Source organism: Bacillus sp. OV166, assembly GCF_900177675.1.
Taxonomy (GTDB): domain Bacteria; phylum Bacillota; class Bacilli; order Bacillales; family Cytobacillaceae; genus Neobacillus.
In genome coordinates this window covers 1,780,833-1,798,437 of record NZ_FXWM01000001.1, presented here as the reverse complement: position 1 = coordinate 1,798,437, position 17,605 = coordinate 1,780,833, and the positions used below count along the sequence as shown (strand labels likewise).

Below are 17,605 nucleotides of genomic sequence, written 5' to 3'. Positions count from 1 at the left end.
ACAGACCATTTCATTTTGTTTAAAGATCGTTAATAATAATATAGGAAGCTTTTACTGGCCCATGGACACCAACAACTAGATTCAATTCGATATCCGCAGAGTTACTTGGTCCGGTAATAAAATTGATGCAGGAAGCAACATGCCCCGTTTCCTTGTGAATCTCCCTCATCTTTTGAGCAGCTTGCGTAATCCGTGGAACTAAAGTGCTTTTCGGTACAAGTGCAATATAGGTTGCTGGTAAAAAGCTAATCGTTCTTCCTTTATTCTCATTGCTAAACAAAACCACCGTTCCGGATTCTGCAAGTGTTATTTCACTTATGGTAATCCCGACATTAGCCTTTTCCGCTTTCGCGATATTTTCTTTCCCTTTGGTGTGATTCCATTCATATACTTCCATTTTCCGGCTAGGCCATTCTTGCTTAAAGAGAGGATCCAGCCCCCACTGAGAAAAGCGCTCATCTTTCCAGGTTACAATTGGACCGCCACCATAGCCTGAAACCACTTTGTTAAGAGTAGTTGCTAAATCTTTGCTGTCTGTTACATAGAGGTTTGTATGGATTTTCTTACATTGTTCTGTTAATACCTCTAACAAATCGTCCTGAGTAGCATCCTTTAACACCTCATATTGGGGCTGGAATTTCCAAGTCGGCCTTTCAACCGCAGAGGAAATTCGTGGGCGTTCAAGGCGGTCGGCAATTTGATTTAAAAATTTATCCCGATTTTGAATCGTCCCTACCATGATTATTTGCCTCCTTTTTCACGGTTTTTAAACCAATCTCTGAATCGCTCTTTATTTGGTGCCGGAAACTCACGAATATCTGTCCAAGCCTTTAATGGACCTGGCCCTTTTGATATTTTCTCTCCAACCGTAAACGGGTTCAATGCAGCTGGTGCCATTTTCGAACCAAGCTTATACAAGAGTGGTGATGCTGCCCCTAAACCAAAAGCCTTCATTGCCAGTTTCTCGGAAATAGGTGCTTTTCCTTCTTTTTCGACAATGATTTCACGGTGTTTGTGGAGAAGGTTATGTAACGGTATTTTTACCGGACATACCTCAGTGCAAGCACCACATAGAGTTGATGCGTAAGGCAATTCTTTGAATTCGTCATATCCACCTAATAAAGGAGACAGAACCGCACCTATTGGGCCAGAATAGATCGAGCCGTAGGAGTGTCCGCCCACATGACGATACACTGGGCATACATTAATACAAGCAGCACAACGGATACATTGCAATACCGACTGGAATTCCCCGCCAAGAATGTTGGATCTGCCATTATCGACAATGACAAGGTGGAATTCCTCCGGACCATCCGTATCCAACGCTTCTTTGGGTCCTGTTAGCACGGTAATATAACTGGTTAATTTTTGCCCTACGGCGCTTCTCGTTAATAAACTAACAAGAACTTCCATCTCTTCAAAGGTAGGGACAAGTCTTTCCATACCCATAACGGTAATTTGTGTTTTTGGTAACGCGGTAACTAAATCAGCATTTCCTTCATTCGTCACTAAACTAAAAGACCCGGTCTCTGCCACTGCAAAGTTACATCCGGTTATACCAATATCGGCTGATAGGTATTCCTTCCTAAGCATTTCACGTGCATGCCAGGCTAATTCTTCTGGTTTTGAAGTTTTTTTATAACCAAGTTTTTCAGTAAACACGTCGCGAATTTGCTCTTTATTTTTATGCAGGGCCGGCACGACAATATGAGATGGCGGATCATGATCATCAACTTGAAGAATGTATTCACCTAGATCCGTTTCAATTACCTCACAGCCTTCTTGTTCCAGCATTGCATTTAAGCTGATTTCTTCTGTTACCATTGATTTGGATTTAACAATTTTCTTTGCTTCTTTTTTCTTAACTATTTCACGAATATAATCATTAGCTTCTTCCTTAGTCTGAGCAAAAAATACATGCCCACCCCGCTTAGCTACATTCTCACTTAATTGCTCTAAGTAATAATCTAAGTGCTCTAACACATGTTGACGGATTTCTTCTCCATGTGAGCGCCATTCTTCCCAGTTTCCTAATTCTTCTGTTGCAACACGCCTTTTTACGCCCATACCGTCCTGTGCTCCTGCAACGGCACCCCGCATGAAGTCATCATGGATCCCTTTATCAACACGTTCTTTAAACTGATCCGTGCTAATCTTCATTGACATACGACCATTCCTCCACTCAAGTAAATTTTATTAAGCAAGTAAATAACTATCCACGACTATTTAATACCTCAGCAATATGCAGCACTTTGATTGGCTTTCCTACTCGATCTATCCGTCCACCGATATTCATTAAGCACGCTGCATCAGCACCGATAAGGTATTCAGTACCAGTTTCTTCAACATGGCGAACTTTTTCATCGACCATTTGCTCTGAGATTTGTGCCATTTTAACAGAAAAAGTTCCGCCGAAGCCACAGCATTGTTCCTTTCCAGGCAATTCAGTAAACTTAAGGCCTTTTACATTGCTTAATAGAATCATAGGAGCTTTTTTAACTCCTAACAATCTCGTCATGTGACAAGAGGTATGGTATGTTACACTTCCTTCAAAACGGGCACCAACATCTTCAATTTTCATGACATCTACAATAAATTGTGTAAGTTCAAATGACTTTTCCGCCAATTTTTTTGCTTTTGGTTCCCAAACAGGGTCGCCCTTAAATATATGTGGATATTCGTGGAACATTGTGATGCAGGAACCGGATGGAGATACTATGTACTCGGCATCTATAAAAGTATCAATCATACGCTTCATTGCTTCTTTTGATTCTTTAACATAACCACTATTATATGATGGCTGTCCACAGCATACTTGGGATTCTGGAAAATCTATCTCACATCCAAGCCTTTCAAGCAATTCCACTGTTGCTTTTCCTACATTACTTTGAAACATATCTACAATACATGTCGCAAAAAGTGTAACCTTCATGTTTGTCTTCCTCTCCTAAATATCTGTTTTTCGTCAAATCATACAGGTGAACTGGTCATCAGATGACTTGAATAAAAAATATATATTACTTAATCTCTACTTTACTACAATACAAAAAAACACGCTGTAAAGAAAGTGCTTTCAAAAAAAATTTTATTATTTAAAGGCTATTTTATACTTGGCTGTTGTTTTCCGCTTCAATCAACATAGTGCCAAAATCAACATTTAGCTTTAACAGCGCTATTAAAAAAACATGCGTTCCTAATAAATTGGAGCCACATGTTTTTAATAAATCACTTTGCCAAAATACTACCTAGATAAATTGGTGGATTGGAAATATTTTTGTAGTAGAGCCTCAACATTTTCTAAGTGAATAAGCATAAACTTGCTTGCCTTATCTACATCTTGCTCTTTTATTGCTTCATAAATAGCAATATGTTCATTATAAAGACGTTCTACCGTTGTTTGCTTAGAAAAAAGCCATACTCTTCTAGTTTCCTTCATTGTTTCTTCCATTAATCCAGAAACATGATTCATTAAGCTAAGCAGCAGTGGGTTCTGTGCTGCATCTGCCAAAGCAAGATGAAATTGTAAATCAGCTTTTTCACCGAGTTCCTCATCCCCATTTGCATGTTTCATTTCTTCCAATGCACTCTCCATAGTTATGAGCTGCTGATTGGTTCTCTTTTTAGCAGCTGCAGCTGCTGTACCTATTTCAATGATCTTACGAACCTCTAATAATTGAGCTATATCCTCTTTATTCATTAACATAGCTGTTGATAGTGGAAAGGTTATTTGATCTGTTTCAAACTCATTTACAAATGTACCTTCTCCTTGCTTCATTTCAATGAGGCCCATCGCTCTTAAAGAGGTTAATGCTTCGCGAATGGCAGACCTCCCCACTTGAAAATTTTCCGCCAGCTGTTGTACTGAATCCAGTTTTTCACCTGGTTTTACTTGACCCGTTCGAATCATTTCATAAATAGCTTCTGCTACTTCTTCATATATCTTCTTTGGTTTAATCTTTTTATAATTCACCCATCCAGCCCCTAACAACCATTTCGTAATTTGGACGCATCTTTATTATACATTTTTTTGATAGAACTGCATCTAACATCTACGCTATCTTAAATAATAAAGTTTTTTATCTTCTTTACCGTAAAAATAATAAAAAGTCATATTTTAAAAAAAAAAGATTGAATTTCTTCCAAATCGTCCATATAATTCATTTTAGCACCAAGAGACATCTAGTCATCAGATGACCATAAAGCTATTTGAAAGCGGTTGCTAAAATTAAGGAGGGTAGATACCATTTCTTGGGGGAAGAAAAAATCAAAAAAAGCTAATTTGGGGGGATTAAGCTATTATGACATTTACTCAAAATTTTACAGCAGTGGGAGATAATCTCGTGCTTTCCGCAGTTGTTGCACTAATTCCAATTCTATACTTCTTCTGGGCATTAGCAATTAAACGGATGAAAGGCTATCTTGCTGGATTATCAACTCTAGCCATTGCCTTAGTAATTGCAATTGTTGCCTATAAAATGCCAGCAGGGATGGCATTTATGTCTGCATCCCAAGGAGCTGTATATGGTATCCTACCAATTGGCTGGATTATCATTACTTCAGTATTCTTGTACAAACTTACTGTAAAGACAGGACAATTTGATATTATCAGAACTTCTGTTGTATCTATTACTGAGGATCGCCGTTTACAAGCACTATTGGTAGCGTTTTCCTTTGGTGCGTTCCTTGAAGGTGCAGCCGGTTTCGGAGCACCCGTCGCCATATCAGCGGCTCTTTTAGTCGGTTTAGGATTTAATCCTTTATATGCTGCTGGGCTTTGTCTAATTGCAAATACTGCGCCTGTCGCATTCGGAGCAATTGGTGCGCCAATCATTGCCATGGAAGGTCCAACTGGAGTTGCTGCTACTGAAATCTCCAAGATGGTGGGCCGCCAGTTGCCATTTCTATCTGTCTTTATCCCATTTTACTTAGTATTTATTATGGCAGGCTGGAAAAAAACAAAAGAAGTAATGCCAGCCATTCTTGTTTCGGGAGTTGCCTTTGCCGTGACACAGTTTTTTACTTCTAACTTTATGGGACCAGAGCTTCCAGATATCTTATCAGCACTTGTTTCATTATTCGCACTTGCCATCTTCTTAAAATTCTGGAAGCCAAAAACTATTTTCCATTTTTCTTCTGAACAAGAGCTTGCTGCTACATCAACCGCAAAGAAATTAAAAACCCAAGACGTAAAACATACGGGAGGGCAAATTTTCAAGGCATGGTCCCCTTTCTTATTGTTAACAGGAATCATAACTTTATGGGGCATGCCTACTATTAAACTAGCATTAACTGGTCATTATGAAGGTGCAAATGCTATCTTAAAAGCTATTAATTCCATCGGACATGCATTAACCTTTATTCCAAATGTACCATTAATCAATAATAAAATTATTAACAGTGCTGGTGCTCCAATTCCTGCCATTTATAAACTTGAGATTCTTGGTGCCGCAGGTACAGCAATTTTAATCGCTGCGTTCTTGACAAAATTCATTGTTGGTATCTCTTGGAAAAATTGGCTCGTTACATTTGGTGAAACCATTAATGAATTAAAGTATCCAGTTATTACAATTGCTGCTGTTGTTGGTTTTGCGTATGTCACGAATGCCTCTGGAATGAGCACTACTCTTGGAATGACTCTTGCCAAAACAGGTTCATTACTATTTCCGTTTTTCTCACCTTTCCTTGGCTGGCTTGGAGTGTTTATTACTGGTTCTGATACTTCTGCAAACTTATTATTCGGTAACCTGCAAAAAATCACAGCAACTTCCGTCGGAATGGACCCAGTACTTGCCCTTGCAGCTAACTCTTCAGGCGGGGTAACTGGAAAAATGATTTCACCACAATCTATTGCAGTTGCCTGTGCAGCTGTAGGATTAGCAGGAAAAGAATCCGAGTTATTCCGCTTCACTATTAAACATAGCTTTTTCCTTGTCATTATAGTAGGAATTCTTACCTTCCTACAAAACGGTGTATTATCTTGGATGATATCTTAACCTTTTCAACACATGAAAGCTCATGCCCAAGCGGCATGGGCTTTTTGATTGTTTGCTTCCTATCCTTTTGGTCTAAAATAAGTTATAATAATATATTGTTTTCATTTATGTAAAGGAGTTTTTTTATGAATGTTATTTGTTCTACTTTGAATGCTAAGTATATACATACTAACTTAGCGATTCGATATTTAAAGGCTTATGCAGCACCAGAATTCAATATACAGATTAAAGAATATACAATAAAGGACCCGGTCTTAAATATCGTAACAGATCTTTATCAACTGAATCCTGAAGTCATTGGATTTAGCTGTTATATATGGAACATCGAGGAAACCATTAAAGTTGTAAATTTGATAAAAAAAGTAGATCCATCGATAATTATTGTTCTAGGCGGCCCGGAAGTAACTTATGATACCCGTGAATGGATGGAGAAAATACCTGAGGTTGACTTTATTGTTATGGGTGAAGGAGAACAAACCTTTAAACAGCTTCTGGCTGAAATCCAAAAAAACCGTAACTATAAAAAAGTACCTGGTGTCGCCTTCCGTGATAATCAGCAAGTTGTCATTACTCCCCAAATGAATAAGCTAGACCTTAAGGAATTACCGTCACCCTATCGCTTCCCTGAAGATATCGCTCATTTAGGCAAAAGAGTCACCTATATTGAAACTAGTCGCGGTTGTCCATTTAGCTGCCAATTTTGTTTGTCGTCTATTGAAGTGGGTGTCCGTTATTTTGATCGTGAAAAAATTAAAGACGATATACTTTATTTAATGACTCATGGAGCAAAAACCATCAAATTTGTGGATCGAACATTTAATATTAGCAGGAGCTATGCTATGGAAATGTTCCGGTTCTTAATTGATGAACATCTTCCCGGTACCGTCTTTCAGTTTGAAATCACTGCAGATATTATGCGGCCTGAAGTAATTGAATTTCTCAACCAAGAAGCACCTAAGGGACTTTTCCGCTTTGAAATCGGAGTCCAATCAACTAATGACTTTACAAATGAACTTGTGATGCGCAAACAAAATTATTCAAAACTTTGTAGAACCGTCACAATGGTAAAGGAAGGTAAAAAAATTGATCAGCATCTTGATTTAATTGCTGGTTTACCAGAAGAAGATTACGCTTCTTTTCGAAAAACGTTTAATGATGTTTTTGAGTTACGTCCTGAAGAACTGCAGTTAGGTTTTTTAAAAATGCTTCGAGGAACAGGAGTCCGACTACGTGCTGCTGAACAAAAATATGTTTATATGGATCATTCTCCATATGAAATATTAAGTAATAACGTACTCTCATTTAATGATATCGTTAGAATCAAGCAAGTCGAGGATGTTTTGGAAAAGTATTGGAATGATCACCGGATGGATGAAACAGTTGAATTCTTAATAACAAATGTTTTTCCATCCCCTTTTGATTTCTTCCAACAGTTTGGTTCCTACTGGGAAAAACAAGGCTGGTCCAGAATTGGTCATCAGCTTGAGGATTTATTCCGCAGACTTCATGCGTTTTTGGGCCATCAAAAGGTTAATGACCTAGATGTAATAATAGGCCTGATGAAATATGATTACCTAAAGAACCATAAATATAAACCGAGAAAACCTTGGTGGGAAGCTAGCTTTGATAAGGAAAAGAGAACACAAATTTACAAACAAATTTCTGAACACCCTTCGATGTTAGGACCATCGTTTATTGATTTAGGCCTTGATGAAAAGGACTTATATAAACATACCATGTTGGAAGAAATATCCTTCGATATAGCATTGTATCAAACAACTGGTAAGATTAATAAACAGCCTTCCAGTGTATTAGCTTATTTTGACCCCATGAAGGGCCGAACACTAATATTTTCATTTCTTGAGAACTAACTAAAGCCGGCATTGCCGGCTTATTTCTTTTTATTGTTTTTCTTCTCTTTATGTGAGACCTGGAGAATATCATATAATTTTGTGCCGTTAACATCGCCAAATTCAATGCTGAATTCTTCAGTCGGAATACGGGGTGGAGTTTTACGGCGGCTTTTCATTAGCTTCTTCCCTTTTTTCCTAATTTTGAATTTCGATTTTGAAACCTTATAGCATTGTTATTATCGGTAAATTCCGCAGAAAATTCACTTTCCTGAACATTTTTATGTGGTGTTTTTGTATATTTTTCTACTGCATCAAATTCTGCTTTGCGCTTAGCCATGGAATAATCCTCCCTTAAAAATTAATCTTACTACCATAGTTTTGAACAAATATAGAGTTATCATTCCTTTCCTTATTTTTCATAAATAAAATCCCATGACTCGAAGAAAATAAGAAAAAACAGGAGTGATGCAAAAATGAAAAATGCGAAGAATACACAGTCTGCGGATCAGGTAAGCATGAATGAAACGATGCCACATCAAATTAATGCCCCAAGCTTTGAAGGTACTGGAATAAAGATGGAGCCTCCTTTTGTAAATAAACATGGTGTGACAATTGGTGATAGTATATACGCCTCTTCTAATTCACCATTAGAAACCTGGACAAAAGATACAGACCCCGCTATCATGGCTGGAGATGAATGGGTTCACCCTACAAACGATATCGGCTGGAACACAGCCGAAAATCGTGATTTATTAGAAAGTAAAAAGAAACCACAAGCTTACCCTTTTATGCATCCCACAAAAGATGTTAGTAAAGGAAGCGATTAATTTATAATTTGATCACACTCTGGGATATCCACCCAGAGTGTTTTTTTTAACATACACCTCAAAATAAACATTGATATAATAAAAGTGAGCATTTTTCGCGTTGCTATTACCTGAGTTAGCAGAAAAAATAGTTAAAGAAGTGAGAAAATTAATCGGTGAAGATATTATTGTTGTTAACACAGACGGGTATATCATTGCAAGTACAGACTTAGAACGTGTCAGGACCTTCCATGAAGGGGCATTGGTTACTGCACAAAAAAGCAAAAGCAGATTATTACAGAAGAAGATCAATTAAAGTTAACAGGTGTGAAAGCAGGGATTAATTTACCAATCTTCTTTCAACATGATGTAATTGGAGTTATTGGAATCACAGGTGAACCAGATAAAGTCACCCCTTTTGGTGAAGTGATCCGAAAAATGACGGAACTCCTCATAAGTGAAAATTATTATACTGAGCAGTTTGATTGGCACACGCGTGCTGTAGAATCATTCATTATGGATTGGGTTCAAGCTAAAGAATGGAACGACTCATTTTTAAGCAGAGCAAAGCTTTTATCTATCCAAGACGGCTTCTCCAGTCTATTAAAGGTGTAGAGTATGCAGAAAATGAAAGACGCCGACCGTTGCTGTGGTTCGGCAGGAATATATAATATTATTGAGTCAGAAATGTCGATGAAAATGCTTGATTACAAAATGGTACAAGCAAAAGACACACATCCATCAACTATTGTTACTGCCAACCCTGGCTGCTTATTGCAAATGAAAGTTGGGATTGAAAAAGAAGGACTCTCTGAGAAAATGAGAGGTGTACACATCGTTGACCTGCTATTAGAAGCAGTTAAAAAATAATGAAAGAGGAGCCGAAGGGCTCTTTTTTTATTCTTATCAAAATTTAAAATCCAAAACCGAAAAACATTACCACTTATAAATCACAAAAATAAATAAATAATACTTATACAGAGCTGAAATTATCTCTGTACCGAAAAGAAGGAGTTGAATAAAATGGCCAATAGCAGTAACAAGTTGTTAGTGCCTGGGATTGAACAATATTTAGACCAGGTAAAATACGAAATTGCCCAAGAATTCGGCGTTAATTTAGGTTCAGATACTGTTTCAAGAGCAAACGGGTCTGTAGGTGGCGAAATTACAAAACGCCTTGTTCAACAAGCCCAAGCACAAATTTCTGGACAATTCACTCAAAAATAATTTAATAAATATGGAAAAAAGTCCGGGATAATATATCCGGACTTTATTTATCCTTTTGATTGTGATTATATTTTTGGTAACTTTTCCCATTTTGTTTTTCGCTGTTTTTCTCTTTATACTTTTGGTTATATTCCCCTTGATGTTCTCCGATATTTCTGCCTTTCCATTTTTGACTGTCTTTCTCTTTTTGACTGTCTTTCCATTTTTGACTGTCTTTCTCTTTTTGACTGTCTTTCTCTTTTTGACTGTCTTTCTCTTTATTTATTTCGTTGCTTTTTGATTTTTGATTTCCAGATGATTTTTCCCTTTGATTATTTTGCTTTTTGGGTTGTTGTTGTTTCTGTTTTAGTTGATCATCTTCGATCTTTTTTAACTGCCCAGGTGGTATGAATTTGCCGTTTAACCATATTTTTTCAGTTTGCTTTTTATTTCCTGCAATCCCATTGTTTTCGATGGCCTTATTTTCTGTTTGTTTTTTGAATTGACCTAAGGGATTTGTGTTAGCCGAACTTAAGGGTATAGCTTTCCTATCAAGTTTTCCGCCCTTATCTTTTGTCTTCTCATTTTGATTAATAGAACCCTGAACTTTGTTTTTCTTGTATTTCCCAGTTGTGATACCAAGCTTATGAGCTTTTTTCCATTCACTTTTCGTAGCTTTTAAAACTGTAATTCCAAACTTTTGTTTGTTCAATGACGCCTTGATCTCATCAATATTCTCTTGAAGCTTTTTATCAATCTTAACTTCAGCCTCTTTTGTCCGGACCGTGGAAATAATAATGTTTTCCTTAGTATTCAAGTAGCCTTCTTTTTTCATTTCAGCCAAAATAGTTTGAGCTACTTTAGAAACATCCTCTTTTTCCCATTTATTCAATTGGGAAATAATCTCTTTTCCTTCTTTGTTATAACCAGTTACCTCTACAACCTGCATTTTTTTATTAATACTTAACTCAATACTTGGATTTACATCGATGGACATATAGGCATATGCCTTATTATTTTGATACATGGGAAAAAACGAACCGAGGAAGATAAATAATGCTGCCATTAGCACCCAAACTGGTTTTAATTTAAAAACATTTTTTAATGTATTAAAATGATTCGTAGTTTTAACACTTTCAATCGAAAAAAAATGGATTTCTTCTCCAATTACATATGGCTGATTTTGTCTCTTGGCATGCAAAAACTCACCTTCAGGGGTTAAAAGCGTTAGGAATGCATCATCTATTTCCATTACAACTCCCTTTTTCATGTTTCAAGCACCCCCTTTATGTAATCTTTCATAAAGATATAATCACCCGCTAAAATAAGTGCAATGGCAATAATATATTTCCTGTTCCGTTCAATTGTCTTTCTGCTGACATCTACCATTTTTTCTAATTGCTTAATGGGAAGACGCTTGTTCGTAAATAACAATTCTTTTAATCCCTGATTTTCTACTAACATTTTCGCTATTATAATGGCATTTTTTCGGGCGTCGAAGTGCTTAGGTGAATTCTCAACTAAGTCACTGAAACTTAAATCAAAGGTATTCAATAATTTTTGAAAGTGAAGGATTTCATCTTTCCTTAGTTGATCATCATTCTTTTTATTGTAGTCATCAAGTGAGAGCTCGTTAACAATGATTGTTCCTACTGACTCTTCGTCTTTGGTATCATTAGTTAAATCAAAACTTAGGTGTTGATTTTTTGACTGTTTACGGATATAGTCAATAACTCTTCTTTTGATTATGACTTCGGAAAAACTCAATAAAGAACTTCCGCGCTCAGTTGAGTATTTCTCAATCGCTTCGTTAAATGCGATGAGACCAATGCTAAATTCATCATCGGTTTCATAGATATATCGTCTACATACTGAAGACACTGTTTTTGCAATAAATGGCTTATAAGCACTGATAATTTCGTCAAGTAGGTATTGCTCACCTTGTTGAATTAAGAGAACGGTTTCTTCCAAAGTTCTTTTTTTCTTTTTGGCCATAAACAATAAACTTAGCATTTGCTCACCTCTATTCGACCAATTATAACATAATGCTGTTATATTTGACTTTATGGGTGTAAAGCATTTAGAAAAAGATAGCACCAAGAATGCCTATCATTTCCTGTTTATTGTTTAGAGGATTATTGCCTTTTTCTTTTTACTACATAGTTACGTTTCTTCTGAACCAGTTTGTGGGGGTTATAATAAAAAAAATTTTCCCAATAAAAAGCTTCAAACCAGATATATCCTGATTTGAAGCTTTTTATTCGATCATTTTTTTTCGAAGCTTTATAGACATTAAAAATTTTAATACAAAGCCAATTAGCAGCCCTGGAATTAAAAACAACATCGGTAAAAATATAGGGCCTGGGTGAACTTTTAGAATCGTGACTTTAGGTGACAGCATTAAACCCACAGTGACGAAGTACGCACCGAAGACAAATGGTAAAAATGTGTATTTTTCCTCTTTAGGCATGGCAGAACGATAACCATCCCACATGGAAAACATATAGACACATGGATAAAACATAAGCCATTGATAATTTAGAACCGCATGTGCCCTGTCAATTTCTCCTAAGAAGCTCAACATAATTCCCATATTAAAGTGACTTTTGGCATTGATCATTACTTCTAATGCAACGAACAATATTCCTTTGATATATTGACCCATTAACAATTGACTAAAACCAGGAAAAGCAATATTCCATAAAACAGCTTCGAGTTTGCTCATTTTTTTCATCGTACAATCCCGCTTCTCATGGCATATTTTTGTAAGCTAAAAAACACTTCAACTTAGCTTATCCAGATTATGTAAAAAAATAACAGAAAATCAATATTATTTCCCAACCTTAATTCTTTTTTAGGATGCGTAAGTAGTATTGGACAAATCTAACCCAATCTCAGCGAACTAGTCTGAATTTCCTGTTTTATCAATCTGTAAAAAAGGGAAGGTATCAAACCTGCCACTTTTCTTAAGTCTCCTGATCCATTGGATTATAGAGTTTAACTGTTGGATTTTTCTCTTGAAACCAACGGAGAGCAAAGTCATTTTCAAACAAAAATACATAATGGTCATATCTGTCTTTAACTAGAAGAGAACGGGAACTCGATAAATTTTCATCGACGGTTTCACCCTCAACCCAACGAGCTATTTTCGACCCCATCCGTTCCATTAATACTTCTGCATTATACTCATTTCTCATTCGATGCTCAAAAACCTCAAACTGCAATTGACCAACTGCACCTAATAAATAGTCATCCATTTTAATTGTTTTATAAAGCTGAATTGCTCCTTCTTGGACGAGCTGCTGAATTCCTTTATAAAATGATTTTTGCTTCATCACGTTTTTGGCAGAAACTCTGACATACAGTTCTGGTGTAAACTGAGGCAGTCTTTCATATTGAAAGTCATCCTTTCCAGAGGTCAGTGTGTCGCCAATTTGGTAAGTGCCTGTATCGTATAAGCCGATAATATCTCCACTAACTGCCTCATCTACCGTATTTCGTTCTTCCGCCATAAACGATGTCGATTGAGAAAGCTTTATTTGTTTATTCAAACGCGGAATATTCACTGTCATTCCTCGCTCAAATTTTCCAGAACACACTCGTACAAAAGCAATCCTGTCTCGGTGTGCCGGATTCATATTTGCTTGAATTTTAAAGACAAAACCTGAAAATTGGTTCCCTAATGGATCAATTTCCCCAATGGATGAATTACGCGCCTTTGGGGGCGGAGCAAACTCTAGGTAAGACTCAAGAAATGTTTGGACACCAAAGGCAGTTAGCGCACTACCAAAGAAAACAGGTGTCAGGTTACCAGCTGCTACTTTTTCCGCTGAAAATTCATTTCCAGCCTCATTAAGCAACATGATTTCATCAAGTGTTTGATCATAAAGTCCCGACGTTTTTAGCTGGTGGTCCCCGGCTATTTCCCCGTCTTCATTTAATGGAATAAATCGTTCTTCCTCATCGACACGGAACTGTTCAACCCTATTGTTAAATCGATCATAAATTCCAAGGAACTCTTTCCCCATCCCAATCGGCCAGTTCATCGGATATGATTCAATGCCGAGAACCTCTTCTAATTCAGCCAAAAGTTCAAGTGGCGGCTTGCCTTGGCGATCAAGTTTATTCATAAATGTAAAAATTGGAATACCACGCATCCGGCATACTTTAAAAAGCTTGAGTGTTTGTGCCTCAATCCCTTTTGCAGCATCGACGATCATCACAGCACTATCTACAGCCATCAAAGTACGGTACGTATCTTCACTGAAATCTTGGTGGCCAGGAGTATCCAAAATATTGACACGGAATCCATCATAGTCAAATTGCATTACACTGGAGGTTACCGATATTCCCCGCTGCTTTTCAATTTCCATCCAATCACTTGTAGCAAACTTTCCCGTTTTTTTCGCTTTTACAGTGCCCGCATCACGAATGGCACCGCCGAATAATAATAATTTTTCAGTTAGCGTGGTTTTACCGGCATCAGGGTGGGAAATAATCGCAAATGTCCGGCGTGACAATACATCTTCTTTAAAATTGTTACCCATTTCGTTTTCCTCTCTTTTGACAATAAAAATTTTTGTCCATAACCTCAATCTTATCTCTGAAACGCTAACTTTGCAATATTTCAATATGAATCAGCATCGATTATTTCTTTAATCCCGTGTTCAGAAAGAATATAATGAAGGTACGCGGAAATCATTGTATTAAGGACCGTTCATACATAATCACAACGGAGGTAACGGGAAATGAATATTATAAAAATTGATCAACAGACCATAAATTTATTGCATAAAGCCTTTGATATTGTTTTAAAGGAGAATAACATTTCTTATAAAAAAATTGGAATTGCTGAGGAAGGCGAACAGCTATTATTTTTGTATGAAGGAAAAGACAAAAAAGTTCATGTTTTTAAATGGAGTAAAGCATCGAGTATAGGTGCAAGCATTGGTGTGATTGCTCAGAGTGTATTGATGCCAATTATTCCACATCTACGTCTATTATCCTAATCTTTATTAAAGACACCACACTATTCAAAAAAGTGCTGGTGTTTTTTCATTACGACACAAGAGTTTCCCAACGATTCCCACATCCATTTTTCTGGAAATACCTTTATAATAGAGTAGTATTCTGTTGAAGGAGATGAAGGCATTGAATCAAAGTATACGAAAAGTTTCAAAGTTTATTCCGCTAATTGCAGCGTTTATATTAGTTATTGCAGGAACGATCTGGGTCGTCCAGACCACAAATAATGAAGTCGCTATTCCCTTCTCTTCTGTTGAGAAAACCATTCAAGATCAACAAGGAAAAGTAGTTAAACTAATTGAAAAACCTGATGGGAGCCTATATATTCAAACAAGGGAAGGCGAATTTATTTCCCATGTTCCTCCCAATAGTCAAATGTTAGACAAACTGGTTGGAAAATATAATATCGAATACTCATACTCCACTAGCAGTAAATATGGAAAGTGGATTTTGGGTGGTGTTATTCTTCTTCTGGCTGGAGCAGCATTGGCTCTTCAAAAAACAAAGGGCAGCCTCGGATTAAATAATTCAATGAAAGATAGTGTCGCCAATTCTCGCGCACTTCCTTCTATTAGCTTAAAAGATGTAGGTGGCCTCGGAGACGAAATGAAGGAAGAAATATTACAAACACTTACTACCCTAAAAGAACCGGAACGAGCAACAAAATTAGGAATTAAACCACCGAAAGGCATACTCTTGTACGGACCTCCTGGAACTGGTAAAACCTTACTTGCTCAAGCAATTGCTCGTGAACTAAATGCTTCATTTTTTACAGCCAGTGGATCAGCTTTTAATGAAATGTTCATTGGTGTAGGGGCCAGTCGGGTCCGTTCCTTGTTTAAAACTGCAAGAAAGCAAAGTCCAGCTGTTATTTTCATCGATGAAGTAGATGCTCTAGCTGCTAAAAGAAAGGCACATGGTGGCGAGGAAGCAGAAAAAACATTAACTGAATTACTTGTACAGCTTGATGGCGGACATTCAAATGATGGAATTCTATTTATTGCTGCAACCAATAGAAAAGACTTGCTTGATGAAGCCTTTCTGCGACCAGGAAGAATCGACTTCTCCTTTCATGTACCGCTGCCTGACACAAAAGGCAGAAGAGAAATCATTGGTATTCATGCTAAAGGTAAGTCTTTTGCTAAAGATGTACTTTCAAAATTAGATGAATTAGCAGAAAGCACCTCTGGTTTTTCAGGTGCAGAGCTTCAGTCCCTTTTTGAAACGGCAAGTAGGAGAGCCGTTCGAAATGGGCAGGATATGATTAAGAAGCATGATCTTGACTATGCCCTTGATAGAACCATCTTAGGGAGTACTTCCCGTTCATTGCAAGACCTTGAAACAAAGCGGAGGGTTGCCATACATGAAGCAGGTCATGCCATTGTGGCATCACTAACGAAGCCAGGTTCTGTTAGAAAAGCAACCATTATCCCTCGCGGTGAGGCGCTGGGTTATGTTGCACCCATTCCAAAGGAACTACACTTGTCGACAACCAGTGACTTACTAGAGCGTGTGGCAATGGTATTAGCCGGCGGAGTTGCCGAAAGAATGCATTTGGGTGAACACAGTATCGGAGTTGGTGGAGACGTGCAGCAGGCAAAACAAATCATTGAACAAATGGTGGATACCGGAATGCTTCAAGAAGGATTCCAGTTGACCTTCAATAAACAAGATAAAGAAGAAAAAATGCAAGAACTATTTGGCAAAGCATTAGAAAAAGCAGAAAACCTCATTAATAGTCATCATAATCAGTATCAGCAATTAGTCGAGGCTTTATTAAAGAAAGAAACCCTTGAAGGCTCTGAAATCGAAGATATTGTATGGGGAACGCAGACTAATTTAAATGAAAACATTGTTTAATATAGTAGTAGAAAACCAGGTGCTCATGCGCCTGGTTTTTGTTTTTTTTGTGATTTATTATCTCATGGTTTTTTTAATTTGGTGGAACACTAAGGATGGTCTTTTAAAAAAGGAAGTGGACAGGTTGTTAAGTAAAAAGAAGATTTTTGAAAAAGAGCAGCAAAAATATAATGTCAAAGCTAAAGATTTCCTCGGCGATCAGCAAAAAACACAAGGCTTACTAAACAAAGCAATAAAAATGGCAAATGAGAAAAAACAAAACTTAGAAGAAGTTTGGGAAAAATTGCAATTATTTTTTGATCTGGTTAAATCTTATTCGAAGGGTGAATATAAAAATGTCTCTCCCAGTACAATTCTTACCGTTGTCGGAACCCTGCTTTATTTTGTTTCACCACTTGATTTAGTACCAGATTTCATCATCGGGCTTGGCATATTGGATGACGCCGCCTTGATTGGCTTTACAGTAAAAAAAATTTCCAGCGAATTAGATGCATTTAGTAAATGGAAACGAGCCAATATATTTGCACAAGAAAACCCGCTTGATTAACCAAGCGGGTTCACCTATTTATATTCTTATCTAAAACAAGCTGCACCTACAATAATCAAGAGGATAAATAATACTACGATTAAAGCAAATCCGCCGCCGTAGCCACAGCCACCGCCGTAGCCACCGCCGTAGCCACAGCCACCACCATATCCACCATATCCAAACATTTTCATGACCTCCTTTTTATATTAATAGAAAACTTAGTAGCACCATGAAGCCCCAATAATGATTAACAAAATAAATAAAACGACTAGTAGGGCAAATCCGCCGCCGTAGCCACCTGCTGCACCAGACATTTACATTACCTCCTTTTCT

At 37.2% G+C, this 17,605-nt stretch carries 19 protein-coding genes and 3 pseudogenes; 9 read left to right on the top strand and 13 right to left on the bottom strand.

Features of this window, described 5'->3' with window-relative positions; genetic code table 11:
• Positions 1 to 19: 19 nt before the first annotated feature.
• From CCK98_RS08575 to CCK98_RS08560, 4 genes are all read right to left on the bottom strand, one after another.
• A complete protein-coding gene (locus CCK98_RS08575) occupies positions 20 to 739 on the bottom strand; it encodes a lactate utilization protein C (RefSeq protein ID WP_088086191.1) in 720 nt (239 codons plus the stop codon).
• A gap of 2 nt (positions 740 to 741) precedes the next feature.
• Positions 742 to 2,166, bottom strand: a complete 1,425-nt coding sequence (locus tag CCK98_RS08570) for a LutB/LldF family L-lactate oxidation iron-sulfur protein (RefSeq protein WP_088086190.1) — start codon at positions 2,164 to 2,166, stop codon at positions 742 to 744.
• Between the two features lie 46 nt (positions 2,167 to 2,212).
• A complete protein-coding gene (locus tag CCK98_RS08565; RefSeq protein WP_088086189.1) occupies positions 2,213 to 2,932 on the bottom strand; it encodes a (Fe-S)-binding protein in 720 nt (239 codons plus the stop codon).
• Positions 2,933 to 3,241: 309 nt separating this feature from the next.
• Positions 3,242 to 3,970: a FadR/GntR family transcriptional regulator gene (locus CCK98_RS08560; RefSeq protein ID WP_088086188.1), complete on the bottom strand. Its 729-nt coding sequence runs from the start codon at positions 3,968 to 3,970 to the stop codon at positions 3,242 to 3,244.
• 328 nt (positions 3,971 to 4,298) lie between these two features.
• Between CCK98_RS08560 and CCK98_RS08555 the strand changes: the two genes are divergently transcribed.
• The gene (locus CCK98_RS08555) at positions 4,299 to 5,993 is read left to right on the top strand and encodes an L-lactate permease (protein WP_088086187.1); all 1,695 of its coding nucleotides are present in this window, start codon (positions 4,299 to 4,301) and stop codon (positions 5,991 to 5,993) included.
• 125 nt (positions 5,994 to 6,118) lie between these two features.
• Positions 6,119 to 7,864 carry a B12-binding domain-containing radical SAM protein gene (locus CCK98_RS08550; RefSeq protein ID WP_088086186.1) on the top strand — a complete coding sequence of 582 codons (1,746 nt, stop codon included), beginning with the start codon at positions 6,119 to 6,121 and terminating at the stop codon, positions 7,862 to 7,864.
• 20 nt (positions 7,865 to 7,884) lie between these two features.
• On the opposite strand, the gene CCK98_RS35190 is transcribed toward CCK98_RS08550, so the two are convergent.
• Positions 7,885 to 8,022 carry a hypothetical protein gene (locus CCK98_RS35190; RefSeq protein WP_179195748.1) on the bottom strand — a complete coding sequence of 46 codons (138 nt, stop codon included), beginning with the start codon at positions 8,020 to 8,022 and terminating at the stop codon, positions 7,885 to 7,887.
• A complete protein-coding gene (locus CCK98_RS35185) occupies positions 8,022 to 8,183 on the bottom strand; it encodes a hypothetical protein (protein ID WP_166257651.1) in 162 nt (53 codons plus the stop codon). The genes CCK98_RS35190 and CCK98_RS35185 overlap by 1 nt, the downstream gene beginning before the upstream one ends.
• Before the next feature lie 136 nt (positions 8,184 to 8,319).
• Here CCK98_RS35185 and CCK98_RS08545 point away from each other — a divergent pair, with 136 nt between their 5' ends.
• The 4 genes and pseudogenes from CCK98_RS08545 to CCK98_RS08530 all read left to right on the top strand — a co-directional run bounded on the left by CCK98_RS08545 (position 8,320) and on the right by CCK98_RS08530 (position 9,879).
• A complete protein-coding gene (locus CCK98_RS08545) occupies positions 8,320 to 8,673 on the top strand; it encodes a DUF3905 domain-containing protein (RefSeq protein WP_088086185.1) in 354 nt (117 codons plus the stop codon).
• A gap of 139 nt (positions 8,674 to 8,812) precedes the next feature.
• Positions 8,813 to 9,267: pseudogene (locus CCK98_RS08540) on the top strand (sugar diacid recognition domain-containing protein).
• Positions 9,234 to 9,522, top strand: a pseudogene (locus CCK98_RS08535) (heterodisulfide reductase-related iron-sulfur binding cluster); the annotation flags it as partial. The pseudogenes CCK98_RS08540 and CCK98_RS08535, both read left to right, overlap by 34 nt.
• 153 nt (positions 9,523 to 9,675) lie before the next feature.
• Positions 9,676 to 9,879: an alpha/beta-type small acid-soluble spore protein gene (locus CCK98_RS08530; protein WP_088086184.1), complete on the top strand. Its 204-nt coding sequence runs from the start codon at positions 9,676 to 9,678 to the stop codon at positions 9,877 to 9,879.
• Positions 9,880 to 9,922: 43 nt separating this feature from the next.
• Here the strand turns inward: CCK98_RS08530 and CCK98_RS08525 are convergent, their stop codons facing one another.
• The 5 genes and pseudogenes from CCK98_RS08525 to CCK98_RS08510 form a co-directional block, all read right to left on the bottom strand.
• Entirely contained in the window at positions 9,923 to 10,885 is a 963-nt protein-coding gene (locus tag CCK98_RS08525) for a hypothetical protein (RefSeq protein ID WP_256942291.1), read from the bottom strand.
• A 117-nt stretch (positions 10,886 to 11,002) separates the two neighbouring features.
• A pseudogene (locus CCK98_RS37000) lies at positions 11,003 to 11,110 on the bottom strand (anti-sigma factor domain-containing protein); the annotation flags it as partial.
• Between the two features lie 14 nt (positions 11,111 to 11,124).
• Positions 11,125 to 11,871 (bottom strand): RNA polymerase sigma factor SigI, encoded by a 747-nt coding sequence (gene sigI / locus CCK98_RS08520; RefSeq protein ID WP_088086182.1) that lies wholly within the window; start codon positions 11,869 to 11,871, stop codon positions 11,125 to 11,127.
• Between the two features lie 244 nt (positions 11,872 to 12,115).
• Positions 12,116 to 12,592 (bottom strand): hypothetical protein, encoded by a 477-nt coding sequence (locus CCK98_RS08515; RefSeq protein WP_088086181.1) that lies wholly within the window; start codon positions 12,590 to 12,592, stop codon positions 12,116 to 12,118.
• A 232-nt stretch (positions 12,593 to 12,824) separates the two neighbouring features.
• Positions 12,825 to 14,405: a peptide chain release factor 3 gene (locus CCK98_RS08510; RefSeq protein ID WP_088086180.1), complete on the bottom strand. Its 1,581-nt coding sequence runs from the start codon at positions 14,403 to 14,405 to the stop codon at positions 12,825 to 12,827.
• Between the two features lie 201 nt (positions 14,406 to 14,606).
• On the opposite strand from CCK98_RS08510, the gene CCK98_RS08505 reads away from it, so the two are divergent.
• The 3 genes from CCK98_RS08505 (at position 14,607) to CCK98_RS08495 (ending at position 17,290) form a co-directional block, all read left to right on the top strand.
• Positions 14,607 to 14,867 carry a hypothetical protein gene (locus CCK98_RS08505; RefSeq protein ID WP_088086179.1) on the top strand — a complete coding sequence of 87 codons (261 nt, stop codon included), beginning with the start codon at positions 14,607 to 14,609 and terminating at the stop codon, positions 14,865 to 14,867.
• A gap of 142 nt (positions 14,868 to 15,009) precedes the next feature.
• Complete coding sequence (locus tag CCK98_RS08500; RefSeq protein ID WP_256942290.1) at positions 15,010 to 16,743, top strand: AAA family ATPase; 1,734 nt, start codon at positions 15,010 to 15,012, stop codon at positions 16,741 to 16,743.
• 124 nt (positions 16,744 to 16,867) lie between these two features.
• Entirely contained in the window at positions 16,868 to 17,290 is a 423-nt protein-coding gene (locus CCK98_RS08495) for a YkvA family protein (protein ID WP_256942289.1), read from the top strand.
• A 26-nt stretch (positions 17,291 to 17,316) separates the two neighbouring features.
• Here CCK98_RS08495 and CCK98_RS08490 read toward each other — a convergent pair whose 3' ends face one another.
• On the bottom strand, positions 17,317 to 17,457 hold the full coding sequence (locus CCK98_RS08490; RefSeq protein WP_088086178.1) for a YjcZ family sporulation protein: 141 nt from the start codon (positions 17,455 to 17,457) through the stop codon (positions 17,317 to 17,319).
• 33 nt (positions 17,458 to 17,490) lie between these two features.
• The gene (locus tag CCK98_RS08485) at positions 17,491 to 17,586 is read right to left on the bottom strand and encodes a YjcZ family sporulation protein (RefSeq protein WP_026566235.1); all 96 of its coding nucleotides are present in this window, start codon (positions 17,584 to 17,586) and stop codon (positions 17,491 to 17,493) included.
• Between the last annotated feature and the right edge of the window lie 19 nt (positions 17,587 to 17,605).